At 36.0% G+C, this 26,359-nt stretch carries 15 protein-coding genes and 1 tRNA gene; 8 read left to right on the forward strand and 8 right to left on the reverse strand.

Going from position 1 to position 26,359, the window contains the following annotated elements:
- Positions 1-44 precede the first annotated feature (44 nt).
- The 7 genes from ABWU32_RS07260 to ABWU32_RS07290 form a co-directional block, all read right to left on the reverse strand.
- A complete protein-coding gene (locus tag ABWU32_RS07260) occupies positions 45-677 on the reverse strand; it encodes a hypothetical protein (protein WP_010082417.1) in 633 nt (210 codons plus the stop codon).
- The gene (locus ABWU32_RS07265) at positions 667-4,227 is read right to left on the reverse strand and encodes a type IV secretion system protein (RefSeq protein ID WP_353278628.1); all 3,561 of its coding nucleotides are present in this window, start codon (positions 4,225-4,227) and stop codon (positions 667-669) included. The genes ABWU32_RS07260 and ABWU32_RS07265 overlap by 11 nt, the downstream gene beginning before the upstream one ends.
- 89 nt (positions 4,228-4,316) lie before the next feature.
- Positions 4,317-7,262, reverse strand: coding sequence for a type IV secretion system protein (locus ABWU32_RS07270; RefSeq protein ID WP_174516844.1), 2,946 nt, complete (start codon positions 7,260-7,262; stop codon positions 4,317-4,319).
- The gene (locus ABWU32_RS07275) at positions 7,259-9,646 is read right to left on the reverse strand and encodes a type IV secretion system protein (protein ID WP_174516845.1); all 2,388 of its coding nucleotides are present in this window, start codon (positions 9,644-9,646) and stop codon (positions 7,259-7,261) included. Before ABWU32_RS07275 ends, ABWU32_RS07270 begins: the two co-directional genes overlap by 4 nt.
- 9 nt (positions 9,647-9,655) lie before the next feature.
- Positions 9,656-12,220, reverse strand: a complete 2,565-nt coding sequence (locus ABWU32_RS07280; protein WP_015589248.1) for a type IV secretion system protein — start codon at positions 12,218-12,220, stop codon at positions 9,656-9,658.
- Positions 12,213-14,618, reverse strand: a complete 2,406-nt coding sequence (locus tag ABWU32_RS07285; RefSeq protein ID WP_265028067.1) for a VirB4 family type IV secretion/conjugal transfer ATPase — start codon at positions 14,616-14,618, stop codon at positions 12,213-12,215. The genes ABWU32_RS07280 and ABWU32_RS07285 overlap by 8 nt, the downstream gene beginning before the upstream one ends.
- Before the next feature lie 9 nt (positions 14,619-14,627).
- The gene (locus ABWU32_RS07290; RefSeq protein ID WP_007548615.1) at positions 14,628-14,924 is read right to left on the reverse strand and encodes a type IV secretion system protein VirB3; all 297 of its coding nucleotides are present in this window, start codon (positions 14,922-14,924) and stop codon (positions 14,628-14,630) included.
- Between the two features lie 108 nt (positions 14,925-15,032).
- On the opposite strand from ABWU32_RS07290, the gene ABWU32_RS07295 reads away from it, so the two are divergent.
- A complete protein-coding gene (locus tag ABWU32_RS07295; RefSeq protein WP_015589250.1) occupies positions 15,033-16,568 on the forward strand; it encodes a lysine--tRNA ligase in 1,536 nt (511 codons plus the stop codon).
- 1,044 nt (positions 16,569-17,612) lie between these two features.
- Here the strand turns inward: ABWU32_RS07295 and alaS are convergent.
- Positions 17,613-20,246 carry an alanine--tRNA ligase gene (gene alaS / locus ABWU32_RS07305; RefSeq protein ID WP_141457239.1) on the reverse strand — a complete coding sequence of 878 codons (2,634 nt, stop codon included), beginning with the start codon at positions 20,244-20,246 and terminating at the stop codon, positions 17,613-17,615.
- A 165-nt stretch (positions 20,247-20,411) separates the two neighbouring features.
- On the opposite strand from alaS, the gene ABWU32_RS07310 reads away from it, so the two are divergent.
- The 7 genes from ABWU32_RS07310 to gpmI all read left to right on the forward strand — a co-directional run bounded on the left by ABWU32_RS07310 (position 20,412) and on the right by gpmI (position 26,320).
- Positions 20,412-20,855, forward strand: coding sequence for a PAS domain-containing protein (locus tag ABWU32_RS07310; RefSeq protein ID WP_015589252.1), 444 nt, complete (start codon positions 20,412-20,414; stop codon positions 20,853-20,855).
- 98 nt (positions 20,856-20,953) lie between these two features.
- A complete protein-coding gene (rpmI, locus tag ABWU32_RS07315) occupies positions 20,954-21,160 on the forward strand; it encodes a 50S ribosomal protein L35 (RefSeq protein ID WP_015589253.1) in 207 nt (68 codons plus the stop codon).
- A 20-nt stretch (positions 21,161-21,180) separates the two neighbouring features.
- On the forward strand, positions 21,181-21,546 hold the full coding sequence (gene rplT / locus ABWU32_RS07320) for a 50S ribosomal protein L20 (RefSeq protein ID WP_015589254.1): 366 nt from the start codon (positions 21,181-21,183) through the stop codon (positions 21,544-21,546).
- A gap of 12 nt (positions 21,547-21,558) precedes the next feature.
- Positions 21,559-22,458 carry a methionyl-tRNA formyltransferase gene (fmt, locus tag ABWU32_RS07325; RefSeq protein WP_015589255.1) on the forward strand — a complete coding sequence of 300 codons (900 nt, stop codon included), beginning with the start codon at positions 21,559-21,561 and terminating at the stop codon, positions 22,456-22,458.
- 80 nt (positions 22,459-22,538) lie between these two features.
- Positions 22,539-24,050, forward strand: a complete 1,512-nt coding sequence (purH, locus tag ABWU32_RS07330) for a bifunctional phosphoribosylaminoimidazolecarboxamide formyltransferase/IMP cyclohydrolase (RefSeq protein WP_015589256.1) — start codon at positions 22,539-22,541, stop codon at positions 24,048-24,050.
- A 644-nt stretch (positions 24,051-24,694) separates the two neighbouring features.
- Positions 24,695-24,766, forward strand: a tRNA-Asn gene (locus ABWU32_RS07335).
- Positions 24,767-24,799: 33 nt separating this feature from the next.
- Positions 24,800-26,320 carry a 2,3-bisphosphoglycerate-independent phosphoglycerate mutase gene (gpmI, locus tag ABWU32_RS07340; RefSeq protein ID WP_353278631.1) on the forward strand — a complete coding sequence of 507 codons (1,521 nt, stop codon included), beginning with the start codon at positions 24,800-24,802 and terminating at the stop codon, positions 26,318-26,320.
- The last annotated feature ends 39 nt before the right edge of the window (positions 26,321-26,359 follow it).

The raw sequence follows: 26,359 nt of genomic DNA on the forward strand, positions 1-26,359 counted from the left end.
AAGCTATCGAGTCGCTTGTAAGAAAAACACAAACACAAGACTCATCAGTTATCTTTTTCTGATTTGCCTGCTGCATTAATTGCTTGACCAATCTCATCTTGTAAATCATCATGATCATTTTTTTCATCATGATTTAGCCCTTCAATTCTGCTTTCTAACTCTAACTTAATTATAGTATTGATTTTATCTATATTATCAAGAAAGCCTCTACATTCTTCTTCACTATACTCTTCACCAGATGCTTTTTTTTCAATAAATAGGTTTTTAAATCCTGCTAGATCAGAATTCTGATCGGTATTTAGTACAACATTTCTCTCTATGAAGCTAAGATCTGACAGCAGTAAGCTAACCTCTAACAGATCTTCACTTTTCACGCTTTTAAGGTCTTCAAGACTTTCTAAAATACTAAACACCTTAATCCTTTCTTGTACAATCTCTTTGTCTTCCTTATCAAATTCAGACAATAAACTATGATTATCTACAAATTTCTCACTCAAAGCTTTATTCAATTTAGCAAAATTGACATCCTTGTCAAGTGATGTGTTATCCCGCAACAAGTCTACCCTTGCCCTACGCGCATTTAAAATGTCGTCGTAGTCATTTAACTTTATGTTGCCATCTTTGTCTTGCTGCAATTTATAATAATCAAGGCCTTTGAAATTTTTATTAGTCTTCATCTTCAATCCTCTTCTCATCTCCTTTTGCATCTGGTTTCCTCATTGGTTCCGGTAATTTCCTTTTACTGTCTTCTCGATTTCTTTTTTCCTCTCTTTCAGCACGTTTTTCTACAGCTTCTGGAGTGTTCATTTCAAAAAGTGGTGAGAGGTTATAAACTTTATCTTGATTTCTTCTGCCTTCTCTTTCAGCACGTTTTTCCATACCTTCAAAAGCAGATCCAAAATCATCAATTTCATCTGAACCTTTTGGTTCCGTGCCTAAATTTCGTGTCACTTCATTTGATTGATCAGGCTTATCTTCTTCTGTTGGCTGATCATGCTGTAGTTGATTAGGCTTGTCTTCTTGTTCTGTGCTTAGTTCTCGTACTACCTTATCTGGCTGACCTCCCCCTCGTAGTCGAAGAGGGTCGCCTTCTTCTAGTGGCTGATCATGGTTATCTCTTACTAGTTCCGTGCCTAACTCTCGTTCTACCTTATTTGATTGATCAGGATTGTCTTTTTCTGGTTCTCTCTTACGGCCTATGGTGTCATCATGAAGCTTATTCAAGAAATCTTGCCTATGCGATTTTGCTCTAAAAAGTAAGTTATTTGGATAACCATCTTTTTCTCCTGTACGACGGCTAACTCCTATAGAATCAAGGCCATGCTCCCAAGTAAACTTCATAGCATCTTCTATTGTATAGCCCAAATGTGATCCTACGTATCCTTTATAATAATCTAAATATTTACCGATCCTTCTGTGTGTAATATCTTCCTTATCAACTCCAAATGCCCTGTAGATCTTTTCCTCAAGTTTATCAACGTCATTTTTAGGTGATGTTGCAAATTTTGTTGCTTCAATAGTAGCACCTACAAATTTACGTGGCACATCAATAGCGTATTTCAGCACTCCTCCAACTCTTGGTACTCTCCCCAGCAGATTAGCTGCACCTCCGGCTAATCTATCCGGTAAATGAGTAGCCCAACTGCCTAAAGACTCAAGTCCTCTACCAGCAAAATTTTGCCACTGCTGTTTGAATTCTTCCATTATGCCAGTCAAAGGCGATGCCTGATACATACTAGATATATTGTAAACGCTGAATCCACCACCAGCGATACTTGAGCCCATTTGTTGTACGAACTCGCGTAAAGAGAACATTAAAAATGAAAGCAGGAATAATACAAAGATTTCCCCTGCATTGATTAAATAACCTCTCTGTATGTCTTGCACCCTTTGGTAATCACTATTTTCTTGATAGTTTCTATTTACCTTATAAAAATTCTGTGATTGGCAGCTCCCATCTTGTCTAATTATATCTTGCACTAAAGACTTTATTTCACTTTTTAAACTTGGCTGTAGAATTACTTTTTCTATGATTTCCTTGTAATTAGTACACCTGCTTTCATTTCCTGGCTGCTTACAATAGATTTCTGTCTTTTTACTTATATTATTAATCAATAATAAGATATCAGCTTTTTCTGATGCATGGGATAAACTATTTGTTAAACGCACTAAATCTTTTACACTACAGCTATTATCTACTACCATATCACTTTCTGCAATATAATGGTCTGCTGGATTCTCTTTAGTACCAGGAATTGGGTTAAAGAAAGGATAATCTATATAACGAAACCCTTTTTCAATGTAATCCGGTGGAAGAGGGATATACCCAGCACCGCCAGTAAATTTTATTGTACCACCTTCTCTGCTTATCTTTTCTATACCTTCTATGTTCTTATCTACGTTCAGCGGAGAAGCTTCTCCAAGAGTGTAAGGTACGAAAATTTGCCCTGGGGTCCAACCAAAGTACTGCTTATCAACGATACAAAAACCACCAAACACCCATTTTGGAGCACATAACTTTACCTCGAACCATTTATTGTAGCATACAGTAAAACCTAACTGCCTATAAAAGGTATTCATTATAATGGAAGCCAGTAATGACAAGAGAGCAAATATCATAATCGACTGTAAACAAAAGCTGATGCAGAATTTTATCCAACCTTCAAATAGACTTTTCAGCGGTGAAAATAAAATAGAAATTAGAAACAGTGGCATAATGGCTATAAGAAAAGCTATACCCATAAAACCAGAGAGAAATATTATGTAAGCATATAAGCACAGCAAGAAGTATAGCACAATCCCTATGAAAATTGCCGGTATCATAAGAAGGCTTGCCCACATTTGGTAATGTAAAAACGCTGCAAACTTTTTCCAAACAGAATAAGCAAAAAACTTATTGAACATGTCCTCCATGAAGCTAAACAACTTAGCTTCATCTCCTTGAACAATACTTCCGGTGTTCATGTTGGGAGCAAAATTAGTAATTATACTTATCAATTGTTCAAGACCTTTAACAAATAAAACAAGAAAATGATCATAGAAAAATCTAAAACTTCCAGGAGATATAAGCACTATTACTAGAGTGATTTTCATCATTCTGATGAGCATATCATGCTTAGTTTCTTGTATCATGCCAAAAAGATAAAGAAGCGATGAAATCATTACAAATAGAACAAGCAAGGAAAGAACAAAATTGTGAAAGCTCGTACTTTTTTCAGCTATATTTTCGAACATAGCTTGTGCAACTGCAGGATCATTGCTATTAAAATGTTCTTTGCAATTTTCGTTAATCAATAATACACATTTTAGATAGTTATAAATATAATCAAAAAACTCAACCCCACTCGGTTGCCGCACTCCACTTAAGAACTCAAAAGAGTAGCCACCTACATTATCTAAGTAATATCTATCTAATATTTTTACATATATTTTCCATCCCTTTTTTAATTTCACCGGGTCACAATTTCTGTCCTTTAATTTAGTGCTATCTCTGTCTAAAGCAAAAAGACCGCTCCCATTCTCTGCCACGGAGTTGTAACCTAGATGTACAGTAGGAGATGAAGGATTGCGCATAGATTTCAAATCTTTGTTAGGACTATCGTCACCAGGCCTTTGAAACAAAAGATAAGCACCATGACCGTTGGTAAACCAACATGGAGCACCACGTGATACTGTATTTGCGCTATCATCTTCATTAATGCACTTGCACTTTACAGTGCAACTTGCATTAGACTTACTTGAAATTTTCTGTGGCGCACTAGGTTTGTAATCATTACAAACTAAGTGAAAGTCAGGTAGACTATTATCACCTGACTTGCCTTCAAATTTAGTTGCATATTTTAACTGCTCCAAGCTTTGTAAGGTATAACTGCCTTTTTTAGATTCCTTCTTGTTATTATTACTCCAAGATGTCCATGCACCATTCACTCGCACTTTTAAACTATCTCCATTGGTTTCGAGCCCGGTATCCTCCCACTCCACCACTTGGTTATGGTGAAAACCATAATTAATTTCACCAGTTTCAGGATCAACAACTTCTCCATTTCCTGGAATAAACGCATCGTGGTCGCTTGAAAAATGAGCGCTTACTGCAATAGGTTTAGGACCAAAATAGTCAGCAGATATACACCTTGGAAAAGGCATATCGTTTTTACTACAACCTGTGATCAGCACATAAGCTGCAAGAAGTAATACCCTAAACCAACATTTGCCTAAACGTGATTGCATATCTAAACTTTTTCCAAATACAGAATAAATTTCTAAAACTTTACTTAAAATATCTTTTTAATTAGTTACTCCATAATATCATTTATATCTTACTCCTCTCCATTTTCTTCCTTGTTTTTAGCTTTAGCACTAGGATCACTTCTTATTGTTTCATCAAAATTTTTTTGCTGATCTGATTGTTTTAATGTTTTAGGTCTATCACTCGTTGTTTTATCAGAACTTCCTTTAGAATCTTCTTTTTTGTCTGGTTGCTTTGGTGTGTTAGGTAATTTAGCCTCAATTTTTCCCCGATCTTTACTCATTTTCTGCTTGATACTCTGTATCATACTTTGGGTCTTATCATCAAGGCCAACGGTTGACAGCATAGCTTGCGATGCGCTCTTAGCAACTGTACCAACACCGCCAGTAACTCCATAACCAGAGCTAAATAGTGTTTGTACCATAGTTTCCGATATAGAAACAAAAGCTTCCATTGCACCGGCAATAATGAGGTATATAAACGCCTGGATTAGGTCTATAGGTAATGCTGCAAAGTGTCCACCAGCCCTTTCTCCGGTACTGAGTGCAACATCAACGCTAGTGCCAGGACTGTATCCAAGAGGCAGTATTGATTTCATCAAGCACAGATCATACGATAAGAAATTTACGCTAATTAAACATTGATAGCATGCAGAAAAATTTGTGAGGTTATATAAAACTGAATACATCAACTGATTTAAAAGAGATAAAAATGAAAATAAAATGACTGGTTCTAATGAAACATGAGCCAACGTTTTTATCCAATTATCAAACAAGGGTTTAGTCTTTTGAAATAGAATAAATACGATAAATAAAGGTGTTAATGACAGTAAAAACGCTACTAGAACAGTAGATATTACATATTTCAATGTAGCACTAATAATGCATTTTAAAAACGCATAAGTAGCGCAGAGTATTGCCAAAAATGCAATAACGCCAAAAGGACCAGAAAGCATCAACGATAAAAACTTTAGCCAAGTTTCTGCTGTGAATAATACTCCTGCTGTCAAGTCTAAGAATGCAAATTTTCTCTCCCCTTCTCCTACATAGCCAGAAAAACTATCAACTAAATAAGTGCTACCATCTATAAAAAGTCTGGATAAAGTTGTACCAAAAAGTTCCCAGCTTCTATCGCTAAAGGCAAAAGCTATAAATGCTATCTTGAACATTCTTACAATGAAATCAAATTTACTTAGCTGTATTGTTCCAAGCATATAGCCAACGACAGTAAATATAACGTATAGAGTAAGCAAAGCTCTTACCCCTTGAAGAAGACCTCTTGCATATCCTTTGTATGAATCTTTAACGCTGTCCCCAATTACTTCTTCTTTTATAAGTTTAAATACCCCGTTTACATTCGATGAAATAAAATCATTAATTTTTCTTTTAACAAATAAAGTTACTGTGTACTTATTATTTTCATAATATTTGCCATTTTTATCTGTAATGTCATCTCTCTCTACGTTGCTTACATTGATGCCGAAATATATCTTCTTAGATTCTTCGTTCTGAAAGTGTTCTCCGCTTATTACATCTAATATGGTGTACTCATCTTTTCCGTTTACTCTTTCTCTCACTCCTACCACTTTAAAATCATTAGTTCCCACACCATGCAAATCTTTAGGTGGCTCATCACCTAAATATACATATAATTTTTCGCCATTAATATATTCACATGATCTAGTCACCTTAACATGGTACCCTCCTCTATTATAGTAATAATGACCATAATCTGCGATAGCGAGCATCACACTACTACCGGGCGTTACCTCGTCATTTACTGGATAATCATTGTTCAATTCCAGAGAAAAATCCTCGAATTTATTGTTATCGCCAATTTGCAAACACATATTATCCCCTTTTGCACCCTCTTTCTTTGGAAGACATTGAATACCTTTAGCGATATTTTTATCATCAGGATCACCAATTTTTGCAACAAGAGCCTCAGCCCAAGATTTATCATCTTCAGTAAAACTACCTGCTTTAACATTCCCTTCCATTTTTTCTAGATAAGAATACATATCACATTTATTTCCTTTATCGTACTTCTTATACCTTATAGAGGAGACACAGTTCCGTTCTCCTGCTTGACCTAAACCATAGTTCCATATACCCTTCTCAGTATAGCATATATTTTGATGGTAACAGTTAAGCTCATAGGAGGAGTACTTTTTTCTCTCATCAAGACTACAGTTTTTTCCATCACATAACTCGTTCAATCCTATTTTAGCGCGGCGTAAATCAAGTAGTGAACCATATACCCATGGTTCGTTGTCTTGAATATAACCTTTATTAAAATGCACCTTATTATCATATGGGGTATACCCATTGCCAACTAGCACTTTGCTTTCCTTTGCTTTTGTTTTATCAAGAGGTAAAAATTGTATTTTATTTTTTGTACCATCTTTACCATCACAAAAAAACTCTCCCCCCTGATGTACTTCACTCACTGTAGCTTTCTTATATACAGTTTCCTTACGGTCATTTTCTACAGCTTTATAACAATTGTCATCAAAATTGATGCCTTTCCCTTCTGGATTGTCGTAATCAATTGTTATTTTTCTGGGAACTAAGCTGAAGCTTAACTTGTCACCAGGATTTACTTTAATTCCAGTGTCCACATAACGTCTATTGCTGCCAAATCCTTTGCCACCACATAGTTCGTTTTTACTTTCATTAACACCATAATTGTTAGGTACACTATTAATATCCGCAGCCTTACTATAATTTGGTTCTGAGCCATCAGCACAAAAGCTAGCTGGCACAAGTACTTTCCTTGGATTTTTGTCTTCTTTAAAAGGGCAAAAATTTACTGATCCATCGAGGGTGAATTTGATTTTCTCACCCTGACTAATTACCTGACCAGAATCAACCCAATGAATTTTATCGGCTTTACGAACTGGAACATCCACATTAACGCTGGTGTTTTTGCTCTGCAACCCAGGCTCGACACAATCCATATTACAACCAGTGATTGCAAGACACAGTATCAATAATAGTGATCTTTTACTTATCATTGCTGTCTTCCTGGTTGTGGTATCTGAGGCGTTGACCTTTGAGTCCCTTGTGGTATTTGAGGTCTTGACGTACCTGACTGTTGAGAGGCATCTCCTCTTTCTCTTCTTTGAACGCTTCGTTCATCTAACCCTACTGTTCCCATTAAGCTTTGTTGATACTGTCTTCCAGGTTCGCTTGCTACATAAGCACCAAACAACGAGTCAGATATTGCCGAAGAAGCTTCAACTAAAGCTTTCATAGCGTGTCCCAAAATAACAAAAGCCATCATAGCGGTAATATTAGGTGTATATTTGGAAGCATAACCATAAAAAATACAAGGGTTAAAAATCTTTAGGTTAATATTAAGTATACATGTAGAGCAGACCTCAAAATCAAATACTGAATACACAATATAATCCATAACCTGACTTATCAGTGATATAAAAATTAAAAGGACCACTGGATGAATTGCAAATCTTGCTAAATTTTTAACCCAGTTTTGAAACATCTGCCTAGTATACGCAAATAAAAGACAAATAATAAAAATAGGTGCTAAAGAAAGTAATAACGCAACTATTGCTATAGATGTAATAAAAGAAAATAAGGCATTAAAAATAGATAAGCTCACTGTGATTAAACCCCAAATCACCAAGCAAAAAGATACAATGCCCAAAGGGCCAGAAAATATAAGAGATACTATTAACAATACTGAATGCGATGACAAGAACCTATTGAGCGGCAAATCAAGAAACTCAAAAACATTTGAAGTAGTGCCTCTAAAATTTGCTATTTCTATTAGTTGTTTTGGAGTGTTAATAAATATAGAGAATGCGTTGTTATAAAAAAAGTCCCAGCTATTATCCTGCAATAGCTGAGCGATGATTCCTATCTTTACGCATATAATTAAAAACTCATATATAGAAATATGAGTTAATCCAAAAAAGTAATAAAGAGTATATAAGATTATATATAGTACTAATAGTGATATTATAGTAGATCTAATGGTATTTGTTCTGCTTGATTTTATAAAACTTTCGTAAAGAGACTTTACAGGACTAGTATCAGAGTGAATTGCGTTAGGGTCTTTATAATTAGAGCCGAAAAATGCAGTTTTCACTTTTTCATCAAAGAAATTATATATTGCACTAAAAGTTTTTGTAGGTGGCTCTTGAGTTGTTAGGTTAATGCTAAACTGACCTTCATTTTTGTAATCGCAGCCATGGTCTCTTATTCCGTAATATATGGTGCCTGTTTTGTCTTTTAATTTTCCTTTCAAGTTTTCCATGTCATGAACTTTGCTGATATCTACAGATATATCCGCTTGATTTTCACCAGGCTTATGCTCAGGGAATTTATCGGAAACACTTATATACAAGCTATTTTCCAGACTATGGTTCTTCGTTACTCTTATGTTGAACCCGCCTTTGTCATTTGTATTGTAGCAGCTCTTGTCATTTCTGCTACATAGACTAAAAGTTAAACTTGGTATTTGATGGTCATTCTCCATCTTATGATCACAACTAGTACATAAACCACCACCTGGAATGTGTTCAAGAGTTTCATTATCCATACCAACTTTTAGAAATGTAATGTCAGTTTTTACCTGTTTTCCCTTTAATACGTTACTAATAATTTCAGCAACAACAGATTCACCACTAGAATTTAAAGCATTGAATAGCTCAATTTCTATATTATTATATTCAATATACACGCAATCCTCGCCTCTACGACCAGAAGAAAATTTACATATACGTCTACAGAGTGAATTTAAAATGTGCGTATCTATCTTACTTGCACTGCTCTCTGAAAGCTTGCTGCAATCTATATTCTCTCCTTGTTTTATAGAGTTAATAATATTTTCAATTTCCTTTTTTCTTTCATCTTGATCTAACTTCGAAAACCAGTACTCTCTTCCACTCAACCATTGCGCATCGCCTATTATATATTTATTAGGACATATCCCATCCTTGCCACCTTGGCATTTCTCTTGATTTAAAACATGTGCAAAATGTTCCGTTTCTTGCTCGCTACACTTTTCGTCGATTTTCAAATACCTGATTTTTGTCTCACTCTCTTTATCTTTACACACTTTACTTCCAATCACACTAAAGCTTATCGTATCGCCTTTTTTAAGTGCAAATGGTAATGCAACGTCATTTCTCCCAGGCCCAATTGCAAAATCTGCATACTGCTTAGGACAAAAATTAACCTTACTAGGCACTATATCAATCTCTGTTACTCTTATTCTATCTGAGATATTAACACCAGAATCAACCCATTTCTGCTCTGTTGACACTATATCTAGTTTTTCACGCAAACCTGATAAATTTTCTGGCTTAATACAGTGATGTTCCCCGCAGCCTGACAGAAAAAAAAACGGTATTATCAGCAAAAATTTTAGCATAAATCCAACTCATTCAGTGCTTTTGTTAACACTCTCGGAGCTACTAGAACCAGAACCTCGAGATTTACTCTTGTCTCCACCACTCAACTTCTTAGCAGCAGCACCAGCAACTCCAGCAACACCCCCAGCAGCAGCTTTGGCAGCAGATAAAGCTTTGCCCACCATTTGTCCAGGTGTCTGACCTGAGCCAAGTGCTGCTCTATGGTTACCAGCAAGTTCAGCAGCCATGCCAGGAAGAATGTTTAAAAAGTGGTAAAAGAGGAATAATACTAAACACAATTTTAATAATTCTCCGATGAGAGAGCTGCCAAACTCCATGTATGTAAAGTCGAATAGACCAAGTATGCTGCTCTTTTTAAAGCTATAATTTTGCATCATACATGCAAGAGTAGTTTCATTTTTATCACATTCCCCATCTTTCAATTTAAACCACTGTTTTTTCTTACTATATGAGATTTCTGCTTGTTTCTTTTCATATGACTTGTCCGGTTGTTCATTTTTATATGACTCGTCCAGTTCAAAATTTAAATTTTTAAAATAGATTTTATCACATGCTATGAACATAAAGGACAAAAACGCAAAAAGGATAACCGGGTATAAGCTATAGGTAATCAACTCTTTCACCCAGCCTTCAAAATATCCTTTGGTGTGTTGGAATAAAACCATAGGAATGAACAAAGGTGATAAAATGATGATTACACTTAAAGCAACTAGAGATAAAATAAATACATAGCACAGCCACAAAATAACCATCATCATCAGAACGGCCATAAATATACAGACAAGAGCTACTAAAATTTGTCCACCAGCAAAAATAATACCGATTACCGAACCTGCAACTAATAAGACAGGAGCAGCACCAAGCAAGACTGCTAACGTTGCAACACCTCCAGTACCAATTTTGCCACCAATTCCATCTAAAGGGGCACCTAAATAAAATAAAATTCTACAATCAAGCCTATCCCAAGGTGCAAGATAACTGTAAGATACCCTCTTTCCTGCACGAGTATATTCATAATCTGTACCTGCTTTATAATTACATATGCCTTTACTTTCAGATGATGCTTTTAGCACTATCTCTGACAAACCATTTGAGAGACGAGTTAATTCTCCATAATAATGAGACATGGTACTGCCTGTTGTGAAGTAAATCACTAAAGCGAATTTTATGATCAACATATACATTTCTTGAGGCCTCTGAACTCCACCAGACATGGCTTTTATAGAGAACAGTATTAAAGCTAAAACTAAAACAGCAGTTACAGTGTTTTTCAGCCTTTTCTGTGCTACAGATATAAAACTCTCACCATTTGGTGCACCTTTACCTGCAACTAAATTATCTAATGATTCCTTAATGCATTGCACTATCATAGAAGTTACGGGAATAGGAGCTAATGATTTACTCCCTGCCTGGTTATAACAAGCTTCAGAAACATACGAGCTAAAACAGCCAGCATTATCATAACCTACAAAAATTTTCCCCCCTTGTCCGTTGAGTCCTTTTTCTTTAGATCTGATAATAGTTTTATAGTCATCATTATTACCAATAGTAACTTTTTCCTCTCCTGTACCATCTTTATTTTTGAATATCATCACAGATTTTTCACACATAGGAGCAAGTGGGTCAGGTGGCAATTCCGTGCACCCCATATCAACCCCTTGCGGCCAAGGAGTCATTTCGATACCAAGCATGCTAACACTGGCTAACTCCACACATAATCTGCCCGTTTTTCTCACTGCTTTGAATGTAGCTCCATGTATGGGTTCGCTCTGTCCTGCTTTGAGAACTCTACATTCCAGACCACCATCAACCTTCGAGGACCATGACCCATCTACGTATCCAGTGTCTTTCTCCCTGACATCAAAGTCTATGTATCCAGGTTTTCCTCTGGAATTAAAGTCTACCTTATTAAAAAGATTACCAAAAGTTAAAGGGTTTCGATGACATACTTCTATATATTCACTGTATTGCACACCATTTTTTGGCCAGTAATAACTCTCTGTACTCTCCTGAACGTTAGAATTTAAGGCTTCTTTTTCTGCTCTTTTCCCGTCATAATCTTTTTTGTTCACGTCTTCCCGAGCTTTATTTTGCAAACAAGAAAAATATTCCTCTTCTGTTTGGTAATTTTCATTGGTGCAGCCACTATAACCTGTGTCTTCTAATTTAAAATTTTTGTATTTTCCATCATGGTCACGTGCAACTGGGTGTTTAACAAAACTATGTTCACAAACAACAAGTCCTCCTATAGCTTTCCAGACTCCAACAATTGCAGCTATCATTCCAACAATAACAAGAGCGGTAAACAAACCAGCAGAAGAAACGATCAAAACAATGCCAGTAAATATTGCGCCAACAGCAATCGCTATTCCAGCAAGTGCTGCAGCTGTTTTAAACGCTCCACAATCAGGATTAGAGGCACGACTAAAACTGCCAGTGGAATTAAATCTGCTAACAAATTCTGTCTTGTCAGTACCACTTACTCCATCTGCAAGCACTGGATATGAGAGTAAAAAGTCTATATTTAGTAAAAATATCGCAATTAATAGCAATGACAGCTTAGTCTTAAACATTTTTTACCTTCTGATAAAATATAGGCAACCATACTTTTGGGTTGTCCCCAACTTCATTTAATATATCGTGTAACAATAGAACACTTTCTGCACGTCCGGATAATACGTTGATTATATCATCCAGGCCTTTTAAGTCTATTCTAGCTACTACAGCATTGACTCCTTGTTTCACCAAAAAGAATCTAGTACTCGGATCTGTGTGCTTAATTAATATATATTCACGTTCAGTTAACATAAAAACATCCCGATAGACACTAGTAGCTTTCAGATTTGGTAAAAAAATCTGTGTCGCTGTTTGTTGTACAAGCGTATCGCTAATAGTACTTTTACTTGCATCCTCAACACTCTGAGTAGCAAAAATCACAAAAGCATTTAGTTTTCTCAGTACCTTCAACCAGTCTTTTATCTTGGGTGCAAAAACTGGATTATCTATTAACGCCCATGCCTCATCAAGAACGATAATAGATGGAGTGCCATCAAGAGATATACTAATCCTATGAAATAAATAAATCAAGACCGGTCCAAGAGCAACAGGATCTTTGAGCAAGCTAGCCATCTCAAAACCAAATACTCTTGCTCGTGAAAAATCTAGCAAATCTTCTTTATTGTCAAATATTGCAGCATGAGAACCATTATCATGCCACATAGATATTGCCCCAGCTAGAGTATCAGGACCTGCAAGCCCTAAAAACGGTACGAGGTTTCTCAAGAATCTGTCTTCTTTTCTTAATTTAAAATTTCCTTCAATTGCATCATTAATTCGTGCAATATCTTCTGAAGTAAATTTATCATTATATACCGAAATTAAAGACTTTATCCACTCCATTAAAAATGTTCTATTATCAGAGGTATCATCAAGTTGTAAAGGATTAAAATTTGTTTTAGTTCTTGGTTCTATTACAGTATAGATACCACTAAGTGCTCTTAAGAAAATCTCTGCACCGCGATCTTTATCAAAAAAGAATATCCTTGGAGAAAACTTCATCGCTTGGGCACACAGGAAATTCATTAAAACAGTTTTACCAGCACCAGTTGGGCCAATTATCATAGTGTGTCCAACATCCCTTATATGAAAGTTGAAAAAAAATGGAGTACCAGATGTCGTGTCAAAAACTGTAACGGCATCTCCCCAGTGGTTATTGAATTTATTACCAGTAGGATAATTATGTTGAGATGCAAATCCAGCCAAATTAAGACTACTTATTGTAGCTTTTCTCACTATATAATCGAAATTACCAGGAATTTGCGCCCAAAATGCTGGTTCAAGGTTAACTCTCTCACGTATAGGGTAAACACCGCAATTAGAAAGCTCTGATTCTACCAACGACAGAGCGTTATCCAATGATTTAGGACTTTTTTCTATACATAAAATAGTCAGGTGATGTTGACCAAACGCAATCTTACCACTCATTGCTTCATCAAGCGCTTGAGAAATTTCTGCTATTTGAGAAATAGCTTTATCTGCAGACTGTATCATTCGATTTTGCTGTATCTGCATTTTTCCAATCGCCATTTGCCTGTTTATAAATTGAAAAGATTGCGTAATTATAAACTCGTAAGGAAGTTGTAAAAACGAATCAAGCATTCCTGCAGAAGTATGATTTCCATATTCTTTGATACTAATTATTCCAGCATATTTACTCTCATTATGAGTCACAACCTGTATCATCTTACGGCCAAAGAATAACCTATGTACTGGTAAGTATCTTGATATTTCAGTTCTTAGCGGAAAAAGCGTATTTGTAACGAAGCCACAATTTACGATTCTAGATAGAAACTCCATTATTTCGCAGAACAAACCATCTGGAGTTTCTTTTACTCCAAGAATTTTAGGCGAATAATTTCTAAGGCTTGTCACTACACGATTTGTCGTTTCCTCTAAATCTTCATACGTGGCACGTATATCACTTTCCCAAGCATGTTTTGAAGTTACATGTCCGAATTTTTTTAGTAGATGTGACAAAAATTCTACTCCTTTTGTGTCCGCTCTACGGATAATCGTAATGTATAGGTCATTAATAAATGATTGCCTTGTTGCGTGTTTTTCTCTCCATTTTAGATTTACGTGATTAGCGAAAAAATTCGGCAAACCTTGACTTGCAAATTCATCAGAAAAAATATTTTTCTTACGTCTGATAGTATGAAAATACAAACTAAATGCCGGAGATGAAATGCTTCTTAGCATCTGATTCCTGATGTTGTTCTGTATGACTAAATCCTCGTCATCGGCAGTTTCAAATGCAAAACCACTTAATTTTATAACCTTAACCAACCAATTTTCTTTTGTCATCAAGGTTGTGCTATTCCAATAGCAAGAATAAGGAATAAATTCAGCAGCGTGAACTTCCCTGTTCAGAGTAGATTTATTCTTTGATTGAATAGCCCTAAACCTCAGCATCACACAACGTTAAGCAATATCATAAGAATTGGCTCCATGGTAAAAACGATTTAAACATTTCGAGCACTTTCCCAATTTTACCATAAATAATTCAATAAACAACGGTTCTTTTGCAGAAGCTATATAACCAAGTCCATGTATACCTGGTAACATTAAGAGAATCACTCTTAAATCATTTGAATTAATGAAAATTAGCATGCAAATCAGGACGTTTAATATTGCAAACATATAACTCACACCAAAGAGCATTGCAGGTCTTGTAAGACCTTTAAATAATTGATCTGTTTGTATACTACCTGTGGACATATCTTTAACCTTCTAATAATAGCTCTAACACTAATACTATATCATTATATTAAAAATCCATTGAAACTAGTAGCACTTTAAGTTAAGATACATTATTTAATCCCGATAATGACAAGTTGGCCATTTCAAGAAGCAGAAAAAATATTGCAAGAGTTTCCTAATAAAAAAGAAATAATATTTGAAACTGGTTATGGACCCTCTGGTTTACCCCACATAGGAACCTTTGGAGAGGTTTTCCGCACTACAGTTATTGTAAATGCATTAAAAAAAATAGCTCCTGGTATAAAAACCAAAATCATTGCAGTTTCAGATGATATGGATGGTTTGCGAAAAATACCAGATAATGTGCCAAATCAAGAGATGCTAAGAGAGCACTTAAATAAACCATTGACTATGATACCTGATCCATTTGGCACTCATCAGAGTTATGGTCATCATATGAATTCATTGTTGTGTAAATTTCTTGATATGTTTGAATTTGAATACGAGTTCAGGAGTGCAACAGAGTGTTATAAATCTGGCGTTTACGATGAAAAACTTTTACTCTTACTGAAAAATTATGATAAAGTGATGGACGTAATGCTTCCATCATTTCGGGAAGAAAGACAGCAGACTTATAGTCCATTCTTGCCAATATGCCCAAAAACTTCTCAAGTTTTACAAGTTCCAGTAATTGAAACAAATACAGAGAAAGGAACAATCACATATGAAGACCCAAACGGGGAAAAAATAGAAGTTCCAGTGACAAAAGGAAAATGTAAACTGCAATGGAAACCTGATTGGGGAATGAGGTGGGCCGCATTTGGAGTAAATTACGAAGCTCACGGAAAAGATTTAACTCCATCTGCTGTGCTTTCAAGTCAAATATGTGAAATACTTGGAGAAAAGCCACCACTTCTGTTTTGCTACGAGCTTTTCCTTGATAAAGAAGGAAAGAAAATATCAAAATCAAAAGGAAATGGCATTTCAATTGAAGAGTGGCTAACTTACGCACCAACAGAGAGCTTAGCATTGTACATTTTTCAGAGTCCTAAAAAAGCTAAACGTTTATATTTTGATGTGATACCAAAATCAACTGATGAATATTTAGAATTTGTAAAGCGTTATCATGAGAACAAAGAAAAGGATATAAATAATCCTGCTTGGCACATTCACCAGGGCAATGTTCCCAGTATAGAAACTTCAGGCATAAATTTCTCACTACTTTTAAACCTAGCAGCAGCTTGTAATGCTGAAAACAAAGAGATCCTATGGGGTTTTATATCCTCTTATGCACCAAACGTTACACCAGAAAATAATAAAATGCTTGATAGACTTTCAGACTTCGCAGTAAAGTATTATCACGATTTTATCAAGCCAACAAAATCATATAAAACTCCAAATGAAAAAGAAAAAGCAGCGTTACTAGATTTGAAGGACACTTTACATTCTCTATCTACAACTGCTACTGCTGAAGAAATTCAATCTCAGGTATTTTCTATTGGAAAAAAATATGATTACACCAACTTACGTGACTGGTTTCAGCTATTATATGAAACGTTACTTGGCCAAAAAACCGGTCCAAGAATGGGATCTTTCATAAAGCTTTACGGAATAGGTAATACGATTTCTCTCATAGAAAGCGCTACTAAATGTATACTTTAGAGTTTACCTCCTTTCATTTGAGCTCTTTAGTTTTAATAAGAATTCCTTGACAAACTCCGCTAGCCCCTTATCATGAAACTGAAGCTATTGTATTTGCTTTCGCCAATCTGCAGATTAAAAGGTAAGGATTACTTAATGTATCGGCGTCTTATGTTCAATTTTTTGCAGTATATAGATACTGTATGTCTTTACAAAACTTCATCTACATCTAGATTTTTATCTAAATAAGCTGAACGCGCTTATAAAGCGTTACAAGACATCAAAAAATGCCAATACTCGACAGAGATAGTAAAAGACTAGCTAACTCGGGGATTCTTTGTCTTTTTTTCTGCTTAGTAAATTTCTTAAACGTTTGCAGCGTAAGTTAGTTGCAATTAAAAGCAGCTGAATTTCGCTTGTCAAGCGTTTAAAACATAAAAAACGCCAATATTTTAAAGCGGATAATAACCCCAGGGCTTCTTTTGCCTTTTTTTTTATTTGGTAAATTTCTTAATGTTTATGGCTAAACGACAACCGTCATCCCGCTACTTGTTAGCGGCTGAGATACCGCGAATGAATCGCGGTATGAAGGTTCGCGGCGGCATGACGATAAGGTTTATACCTTGTCATCCCAGTGCTTGACACTGGGATCCAGCTTTCTTTATAAATTCACCAAAAGTGCTTCATTCTATAACGCAAAACCCATACTCACCAAATCCAATGCATTACTTGCAATTAAGTTTCCTGGATCCCAGTGTCTGGGCACTGGGATGACACCATCATAAAGGAATCAGTGTCAGCTACTTTCATGACACCATTCTTTTTCCTGGATCCAAGTAGTCGAGCTACTTGGATGACAGCTAGCCTGACAACCGTCATCCCGCTACCTGTTAGCGGGATCTATGCTAAGAGATACCGCGAATGAATTGCGGTATGACGGTTTGCAACGGTATGACGGTTCGCGGCGGCATAGTAATTCGTCATCCCGCTGCTTGTTAGCGGGATCTCTTGTTAGCGGCTAAGAGATACCGCGAATGAATCGCGGTATGACGGTGTAGACGATGGTTAAGTATCCCGCTGCTTGTTAGCGCCGCGGCGGTATGACGGTTCGTGGTGGTATGACGTAGAGTGCTTAGAAGCTGCTATTTTGCTACAAATGGCTGTAATGGCATCATCTATTTTATTGCTATCACAGCCTGTTTGTGCAAGTTCAGCGTTCCCACCACAATTTTTTTCAACTGCTATTGATACTAGTTCTTTTGCACTAATTTTATTAGCTAAGTCTTTACTTACTTTAATAATCAAGACTGTTTTATCTTTTTCTGTTGCCGTGAAAGCTATTATCGTTTTTGGTTTTTGTTGCTGCAAAACAAACTCTCTTATTATATTCGCTGGAATATTGGTAAAAGCATGACTTACAAAATTTATTCCATTTATTTCAGTGCTTTTTATGCTCTCTGCGCTTATAAGTTTTTTATATAAATTTTTTATTTTAGCTTCAGATTCTTTGCGCTCTTGATTTAAAATATTTAATCGGTTTATTATTTCACTTGCTGGTGCTTTTACGAATTCTGCAACTTTTTTTAAGTTAATTTCATTATCACGTACATAATTGATTGCTTCCTGACCAGTTAAAGCTTCAATTCTTCTCACTCCAAAAGCAACAGAACTTTCTGTTACTATCTTAAATAAACCAATTTCTCCAGTATGTTCAACGTGCGTGCCACCACACAGTTCTCTTGAATCTCCAATCTTCACTACTCTTACTTGGTTGCCATATTTTTCACCGAATAACGCCATAGCTCCTTCGTCTATTGCCTGATTCATGCTCTGAATTTTTGTAGACGTAGAAAGGTTTTCTCTGATTAGAGAGTTTACCATATCTTCTACTAAGAATAGCTGATCCTGAGTAACTTGAGTGTTATGACTAAAGTCAAATCGTAACTTATCCGGTGCAACTAGGGAACCTTTTTGAGTGACATGGTCACCCAAGATTTTTCTCAATACAAAGTGCAAAAGGTGTGTAGCTGAATGATTTCTTCTTAAGGTTTGCCTTCTTTCCTTGTCAATGCTTGCTGCAACTGTGTTACCTTTACAAATTGAACCGAACTTAACTATGCATCTGTGCAAATATAGGTCATTAACCTTATTGGTATTCTCGACTATAATAATACTTCTATCAGATTTGATCAGACTGCCAGTATCTCCCACCTGTCCACCTGACTCGCCATAAAAAGGTGTTTTATCAAGTATAATGGTTATCTTTTCTCCCTCCTTTGCAGAATCAATTACTTCATTTTTAGAGGAAACTATAGCTAGTATTTTCGCATCATTTACTTCATTGAACTCATAACCAACAAATTTTGTTTTGCCAAATTTATCGATCAAATCAAACCATACTTGCTCAACAGATTTTTCACCAGATCCAGCCCATTTAGCACGTGCTCTCTCTTTTTGTTCTCCCATTGCATCATCAAAACCCTTCTGGTCAAAATTTATTTTTTTCTCTTTTAAAATATCAAGTGTAATATCCAAAGGAAATCCATAAGTATCATATAGCTTAAACGCTAATTCTCCAGGCAGAGTGTCACCTGGTTTTAAATCTGCAGTGAATTTTTCCAATAGACTAATGCCTTTCATCAAAGTGTCTTTAAAGTTTTCTTCCTCTGATTTTAACGTCGTTTCTATTAAGCTTTTAGCTCTGACTAATTCAGCTCCCATATAAGCCGAACTCGTGCTATCTATCAACACTGGAAAAATACGATGGAGTAGGGAATCATTATATCCAAGCAGGTGAATATAACGTGTGGCTCTCCTAATTAATCTGCGTAATACGTAATTCCTGCCCTCATTTCCAGGAAGCACTCCTTCTGCGATGAGAAATGCAGCCGCGCGAAGATGATCTGCTACGATCTTATGCGCTATTTTATTTTCTGTTCTTCCACAATACTCTTGAGATTTATTTATCAAAGCAGAAAATAAATCAATATCATAGTTATCATGGACGTTTTGCATAACAGCCGCTATTCTTTCAAGACCCATTCCAGTATCGATGCATTTTTTTGGCAATTTGTGTAAATTACCTTCTTCATCTTTGTTAAACTCCATGAATACCAGATTCCAGATTTCAACAATTCTATCGCCCTCTTGTAAATTAGGACTCCCATGGTCATAAAAAATTTCAGAACATGGACCGCACGGACCAGTGCTTCCCATACTCCAAAAGTTATCATCCGTTGTAATTCTTATGATTTTATCACTTGAAAAGCCACTTATCTTACGCCAAATCTCGTACGCCTCATCATCAGTATGGTAGACGGTTATGGATAGTCTGTTTTTATCAAGAGATAACTCTTTAGTGATAAATTCCCACGCAAATTCTATCGCAGTTTCCTTAAAGTAATCACCGAAGCTAAAATTTCCGAGCATTTCAAAAAATGTGTGATGCCGAGTTGTATAGCCAACATTTTCCAGATCATTGTGTTTACCGCCTGCTCTTAGGCACTTTTGACTTGAGACAGCACGTTTCATTTCAGTTTTTTGAGCACCAGTAAAAATATTTTTAAACTGCACCATACCAGCATTTGTGAACATGAGCGTTGGGTCATGTTCTGGAATCAAAGGAGAAGAAGAAACCTGCTCGTGGTCATTATTTACAAAAAATTTTATAAATCTTTCTCTGATTTCGTTTAGCTTCATCGTTTTTATTGAGGTTATCTATAAATAATAAGTTGTAATGGAAATAAAATCAATACCACTCTCTAGATCTCAGAACTTCTAGTGACATGCACCTTGTGGTAAGAAAAAATCAATATATTCACGATAAATTTACCTCATATCTGTGTTTTATATGTGGAAATTGGAATGGAAATTTATGTAGGCAAAGAAAAAAGAATAGCAAATGTGGTGACTCAACACTGGAATGACATAAAAGGATCAGACAGAGATTGGCCAGAAAGGCATGAAATAGACACTGCAGAAATAATGGAGTCATGGCAGCATTGTTTTATCATTGAAGTCAAAGATCAAGGTTATATTTGCGAAAATGCAGGAGAAAAGGCTGTTGAATTCTATGGTTTTGAGAACAAGACGCGTATTGATAATAAGTATGCAATTGATGCACCATTTTTGCGACTATATAAAATAGATGCAGTCATTGATAAACTTGATACTGTAATAGAGAGTAAATGTCCAATCAACGAAGAGGAAGAAAGTGAAAGTGTTAAAATGAGGCAAGTATTGTTGCCACTTGGGAATAAAGAAGGTATAACACATATATTGGGCGTAATTACTTTTAAACTCCTTTAATATACAATTTTAATTTGATTCTTTAATAAAATTATTTATACTACTACTTAATTACTATTAAAGAACTCAATAGTAGTGCTTGTAAATTTGTTTAGAATATGAAGAAAATAAAATTAAAAACCAAATCCTCTGTCAAAAAGCGCTTTCACCTTACAGCTAAGGGTAAAGTCATTTCTACTCAGTCAGGCAAAAGGCATGGCATGGTAAAGAGAAGTAAATCTAATATTCGTAATCAGCGCGGTACAACGATTCTTGGTAAATCTGACTCGCGTATAGTTAAGCTTTATATGCCTTATGGTATTTAATAAAATGGAGGTAAAATAAAATGGCTCGGGTAAAACGTGGAGTCACTACTCACGCTCGTCATAAAAAAATATTGAAACTGGCAAAGGGTTATAGAGGGCGCGCAAAAAGTTGTTATAGAATTGCATTACAAAGAGTTGAAAAAGCACTGCAATATGCTTATAGAGACAGAAGAAATCGTAAACGTGATTTTCGTGGTTTATGGATAATACGTATTAATGCAGCAGTAAGAGAGCATGGGCTTACTTATGGTAGGTTTATGCATGGTCTTACACTTGCCGGCATTGATTTAAATAGAAAGATTCTTGCTGAGATGGCCGTTAATTATAAGGATGATTTTGCCAAATTAGTAGAAGCTGTAAGTGGTAAATTAGCAGAGAATTCTTAAAGCAAAGACACCATGAGAATTATTTTCATGGGGTCACCAGAATTCGCTGTTAGTACGCTAAACTTACTATTGAAATCACAGAATAAAATAGTAGCAGTATACACCAAGGCTCCAAAACCTTCAGGGCGTGGACAGAAGCCAACGAAATCTCCAGTACATGTTATCGCTGAAGAAAGTAACATAGAGGTATGTACTCCTATCTCTCTAAAGTTTTCGGCAGAGCAAGAAAAATTTAGAAATTTCAAACCAGACGTTGCAGTTGTAGCTGCGTATGGATTGATACTTCCAAGAGAAATTTTGAATATTCCAAAATATGGTTGTATTAATATTCATCCTTCATTACTACCAAGGTGGCGTGGTGCAGCCCCGATACAGCACACAATTTTAGCAGGAGATCAAGAAACCGGGGTTAGCATTATGCAACTGGATGAAGGATTAGATTCCGGCCCTATTTTAAAACAGGAAAAATTTCTTATCGAAAAGAACGATAATTACAAGACATTGCATGATAAATTGTCTGAATTAGGCAGTGATTTACTGCTGGAAGTGCTAAACGAAATTGAAAAACAGCTTCTCTTAAAACAGAACGATAACGATGCATGTTACGCTAACAAAGTGGAAGACTATAAAATTTATGCAAGTGATGCCTGTGAAGTTGCTTATAGAAAGGTTAAAGCGTTTTACCCAAAAGCATTCATTAAGATAGAAAATAAACGTATCAGGATACTTGATGCTGACTTTGAAGCTCTCGCTTCAGAACAAGGTAAGATTGTTAACGATAATATGCACATAAGTTTAAAAGGTGGCACTTTAATTCCTAAAGTTGTACAAATGGAAGGGAGAAATCCTTGCAGTATTGAAGATTTTATTCGTGGCTTGAAATCAAGCATGGTAAAAAAATTTATAGAATAGACTGCTTTAAATTAGTGTAGAAATGTAATAGCTAAATTTCCTTTTCTTAGATATAATCTTATAAAATTTTCTGTACAAAAATGAAAATCAAAAGAGCTTTAATATCGGTATATGATAAAACGAATATAATTGATCTTGCATCGTTTTTAATGCAGCAACAAATAGAAATTCTTTCAACAGGAAATACTTATAAAGCACTATCTGATGCCGGAATAAAAACGCAAGAAGTATCAGATTATACGCAATTTCCAGAGATACTGGGTGGTAGAGTAAAAACTTTACACCCTAAAATTCATGGAGGAATACTTTATGATCGAGAAAAGCACAAAAAGGAAGTGCAAGATCTAGAAATTGAGCCAATAGACCTGCTTATAACTAACCTATACCCATTTTGGGAGACAGTAAGTAGCAGCTCAAATGAAGAGCAAATTATAGAACAAATTGATATCGGCGGAGTGGCATTAATTAGAGCTGCAGCAAAAAACTTTCGTTTTACTTCAGTTATTTCTAGCATTCAAGACTATGAAGCACTGAAAGCTGAGATGATAGAAAATAACAATAAAACAACATTGGAATATAGAAAACACTTAGCAACCAAAGCATTTGCTCTCACTGCACACTACGATTCTAATATTCACAGTTGGTTTTTATCCCAGAGTAAAAATAATGAGTTACCAGAGTTTTTTGCTCTATACGGGCATAAAGTACAAGAACTCAGGTATGGTGAAAATCCCCATCAAAAAGCTGCATTTTATAGTAATCAATTTACAGAATATCCGTTGGAAAAACTACATGGAAAAGAGTTGAGTTATAATAATATAGTAGATATAGAATCCGCACTTAACATAACTTCTGAATTCGAAGAACCTGCAGCAGTGATAATCAAGCATAATAACCCATGTGGCGCTGCTATTGGTAATAATGCTTTGGAGGCATATGAAAAAGCTCTATCGTGCGATGAAGTAAGCAGTTTTGGTGGTATAGTTGCCTTAAACCGGGAGATAGATTTAAAGCTAGCGGAAAAATTAAACGAGATATTTTTAGAAGTAGTGATAGCACCATCGGTAAACAATGAGGCACTAAAAATTTTACAAAGAAAGAAAAATTTAAGAGTGATTATTCATAAATCTTTTCAACAAAATGTGAAATACCAAACTAAAAATGTTGTTGGTGGGTTTTTGGTGCAAGAAAATAATGACCACACAATAAAAGCAGAACAAGTAACAGAATGCACTGCAACAGACAAAGAAAAAAAAGATCTTATTTTTGCCTGGAAAATATGTAAGCATGTGAAATCCAACGCAATAGTTATAGCAAAAGATGGTTGTGCTATTGGCATCGGCGCAGGGCAAACAAGCAGAATAGATAGTGTGAACATTGCAGTGAAAAAAGCAGGTGAAAAATGTAAAGGTGCGGTGCTTGCTTCAGATGCATTTTTCCCATTTCCAGATAGCATAGTAGAAAGCACAAAACATGGAATTACAGCTATAATTCAGCCCGGTGGCTCGCTAAAAGATCAAGATGTGATAAAAGCTGCAAATGAAAATAAAATTGCTATGTTTTTCACTGGCGTTCGCAGTTTTTTCCATTAGGCTTTGTGTCTTATCGTCATACCGCCACAAACCGTCATACCGCCGCGGTATCTCTCAACATAGATCCCGCTAGCGGGATGACAAATATACCGCCGCGGCGCTAACAAGAGATCCCGCTAACAAGCAGCGGGATGACGAGCTTATCGTGCTGCCACGAACCGTCATGCCTCTGCGAACCGTCATACCGCGATTCATTCGCGGTATCTCAGCCGCTAACAAGCAGCGGGATGACGGCTGTCGCTTAGCCACAAACGTTAAAAAATTTACCAAATAAAAAAAAAGGCAAAGAAGCCCCGTGGTGCGAGTTTTGACCCTCTAATACTTTAAATTGGCGCTGTAATAATGTGCTAACGCTTAAAATAAGCGCGATTTGGCTGAATGTAGAAAAAATTAAAAAGACATGCAGCCGCTATAATTTTATGTAATCCGCCAATAGATACTCCAAGTTTTTTACTGAATTTTTGTTATTGAACCCGCGCGGATCAAAAACAAGTTTTGAGTCAGAAATACTCTTAATACTACAATAAGGGGGCTGGCGGAGTTTGTCAAGTAAGTTTTTTCGTTTCTGTGACCAGTTGGACTTAAAGTCTACACAAAAAACGTTTACAACCAACGTTCAACATGGTAAATTAAAAACGGTTTATTCCTCGGTAGCTCAGTGGTAGAGCAGTTGGCTGTTAACCAATTGGTCGCTGGTTCGAATCCGGCCCGGGGAGCGTTTCTCTGTGAAATTCTAGTGTTGATTTTATATGAACATTAAATCAGTGGTTTTATGTATACTAGATGGCTGGGGAAATGGAATAGAGAATAATAAATACAACGCTATTAGCAACGCAAATCCACCTTGTTGGCAATACATTAGCTCTAATTATCCAAAATGCAGTTTATCCGCCTGTGGAACTGATGTTGGGTTACCTGGTGGTCAGATAGGTAACTCAGAAGTTGGCCACATGAATATTGGCAGTGGTAGAGTAGTAATGCAAAGCCTTCAGCGCATTAATCAAGAGATTGGAACAATAGAAAACAATGTAAATCTACAAAGTTTTATTAATGATCTAAAAAGTAAGAATGGTATATGCCATCTAGTGGGATTGGTGTCAGATGGCGGTGTTCATTCGCATCAAAAGCATATTTCAACTTTAGCAAATAAAATATCACAGCATGGAATCAAAGTGGTGATACATGCATTTTTAGATGGCAGAGACACATTGCCAAATTCAGGAAAAAAATGCATTCAAGAATTTATAAAGAGTATAAAGGGAAATTACATAAGAATTGCTACTGTTTCTGGGCGTTACTATGCTATGGACCGTGATAACAGGTGGGAGAGAACAATTGAAGCTTATGAGGCTATCGCATTTGCAAAGGCACCTCGTCATGATAATGCAGTATCGTTGATTGATGAAAATTATCAAAATAACATAACTGATGAGTTTGTCAGGCCTGCAGTAATAGGTGACTATCAAGGTATAAAACCAGAAGATGGAGTGCTGTTGGCTAACTTTCGTGCTGATCGAATGATACAATTAGCAAGTATTTTGCTAGGCAAAACAGACTATATTGAGGTAGCAAAACTCTCTTCAATTCTAAGCATGATGAAATATAAAGAAGATCTCAAAATTCCTCATATTTTTCCTCCTACTTCTTTCGCTGATACTCTAGGACAAACAATAGCAGACAATAAATTGCAACAATTACGTATCGCCGAAACCGAGAAATACGCTCATGTGACTTTCTTTTTCAATTGTGGAAAAGAAGAACCTTTCTCTGGTGAAGAAAGAATACTCATTCCCTCACCAAAAGTTCAAACTTACGATTTGCAGCCCGAAATGTCAGCCTTCGAGCTCACAGAAAAGCTTGTAGAAAAAATTCACTCCCAAGAATTCGCACTGATAGTTGTAAATTACGCTAATCCTGATATGGTAGGGCATACAGGTAATATAAAAGCAGCCGAGAAAGCTGTGCTAGCTGTAGATGATTGTCTTGCGAAAGTGCTGAGTGCTGTTAAAAAGTCAAGCAACACCGCATTAATTGTCACTGCAGACCACGGTAATGTGGAATGTATGTTCGATGAAGAAAATAATACACCTCACACAGCACACACTCTAAATAAAGTGCCATTTATTGTGTCTTGCGATAATCTAAAACTAAGAGACGGAAGGTTATCTGACATTGCCCCTACTATTTTACAGCTACTTGGAATTAAAAAACCAAACGAAATGACAGGCAGTTCGTTGATTTCTTGCATTACCCTCTGTCATTCCAGCTAGGCAGCGTTATGCACCGGAATGACATCAAATAGATGTGTT

Origin of the sequence: Wolbachia endosymbiont (group A) of Udea olivalis (genome assembly GCF_964028365.1) — a bacterium.
GTDB classification, from domain to species: Bacteria; Pseudomonadota; Alphaproteobacteria; order Rickettsiales; family Anaplasmataceae; genus Wolbachia; species Wolbachia pipientis.

Coding starts and splice junctions, on each gene's coding strand:
- ABWU32_RS07310 (WP_015589252.1), top strand. CDS start 20,412: ATGGAAATTTATGTAGGCAAAGAAAAAAGAATAGCAAATGTGGTGACT.
- ABWU32_RS07270 (WP_174516844.1), bottom strand. CDS start 7,262: ATGATAAGTAAAAGATCACTATTATTGATACTGTGTCTTGCAATCACT.
- ABWU32_RS07280 (WP_015589248.1), bottom strand. CDS start 12,220: ATGTTTAAGACTAAGCTGTCATTGCTATTAATTGCGATATTTTTACTA.
- rpmI (WP_015589253.1), top strand. CDS start 20,954: ATGAAGAAAATAAAATTAAAAACCAAATCCTCTGTCAAAAAGCGCTTT.
- ABWU32_RS07265 (WP_353278628.1), bottom strand. CDS start 4,227: ATGCAATCACGTTTAGGCAAATGTTGGTTTAGGGTATTACTTCTTGCA.
- gpmI (WP_353278631.1), top strand. CDS start 24,800: ATGAACATTAAATCAGTGGTTTTATGTATACTAGATGGCTGGGGAAAT.
- purH (WP_015589256.1), top strand. CDS start 22,539: ATGAAAATCAAAAGAGCTTTAATATCGGTATATGATAAAACGAATATA.
- fmt (WP_015589255.1), top strand. CDS start 21,559: ATGAGAATTATTTTCATGGGGTCACCAGAATTCGCTGTTAGTACGCTA.
- ABWU32_RS07275 (WP_174516845.1), bottom strand. CDS start 9,646: ATGCTAAAATTTTTGCTGATAATACCGTTTTTTTTTCTGTCAGGCTGC.
- ABWU32_RS07290 (WP_007548615.1), bottom strand. CDS start 14,924: ATGTCCACAGGTAGTATACAAACAGATCAATTATTTAAAGGTCTTACA.
- ABWU32_RS07260 (WP_010082417.1), bottom strand. CDS start 677: ATGAAGACTAATAAAAATTTCAAAGGCCTTGATTATTATAAATTGCAG.
- alaS (WP_141457239.1), bottom strand. CDS start 20,246: ATGAAGCTAAACGAAATCAGAGAAAGATTTATAAAATTTTTTGTAAAT.
- ABWU32_RS07285 (WP_265028067.1), bottom strand. CDS start 14,618: ATGCTGAGGTTTAGGGCTATTCAATCAAAGAATAAATCTACTCTGAAC.
- ABWU32_RS07295 (WP_015589250.1), top strand. CDS start 15,033: ATGACAAGTTGGCCATTTCAAGAAGCAGAAAAAATATTGCAAGAGTTT.
- rplT (WP_015589254.1), top strand. CDS start 21,181: ATGGCTCGGGTAAAACGTGGAGTCACTACTCACGCTCGTCATAAAAAA.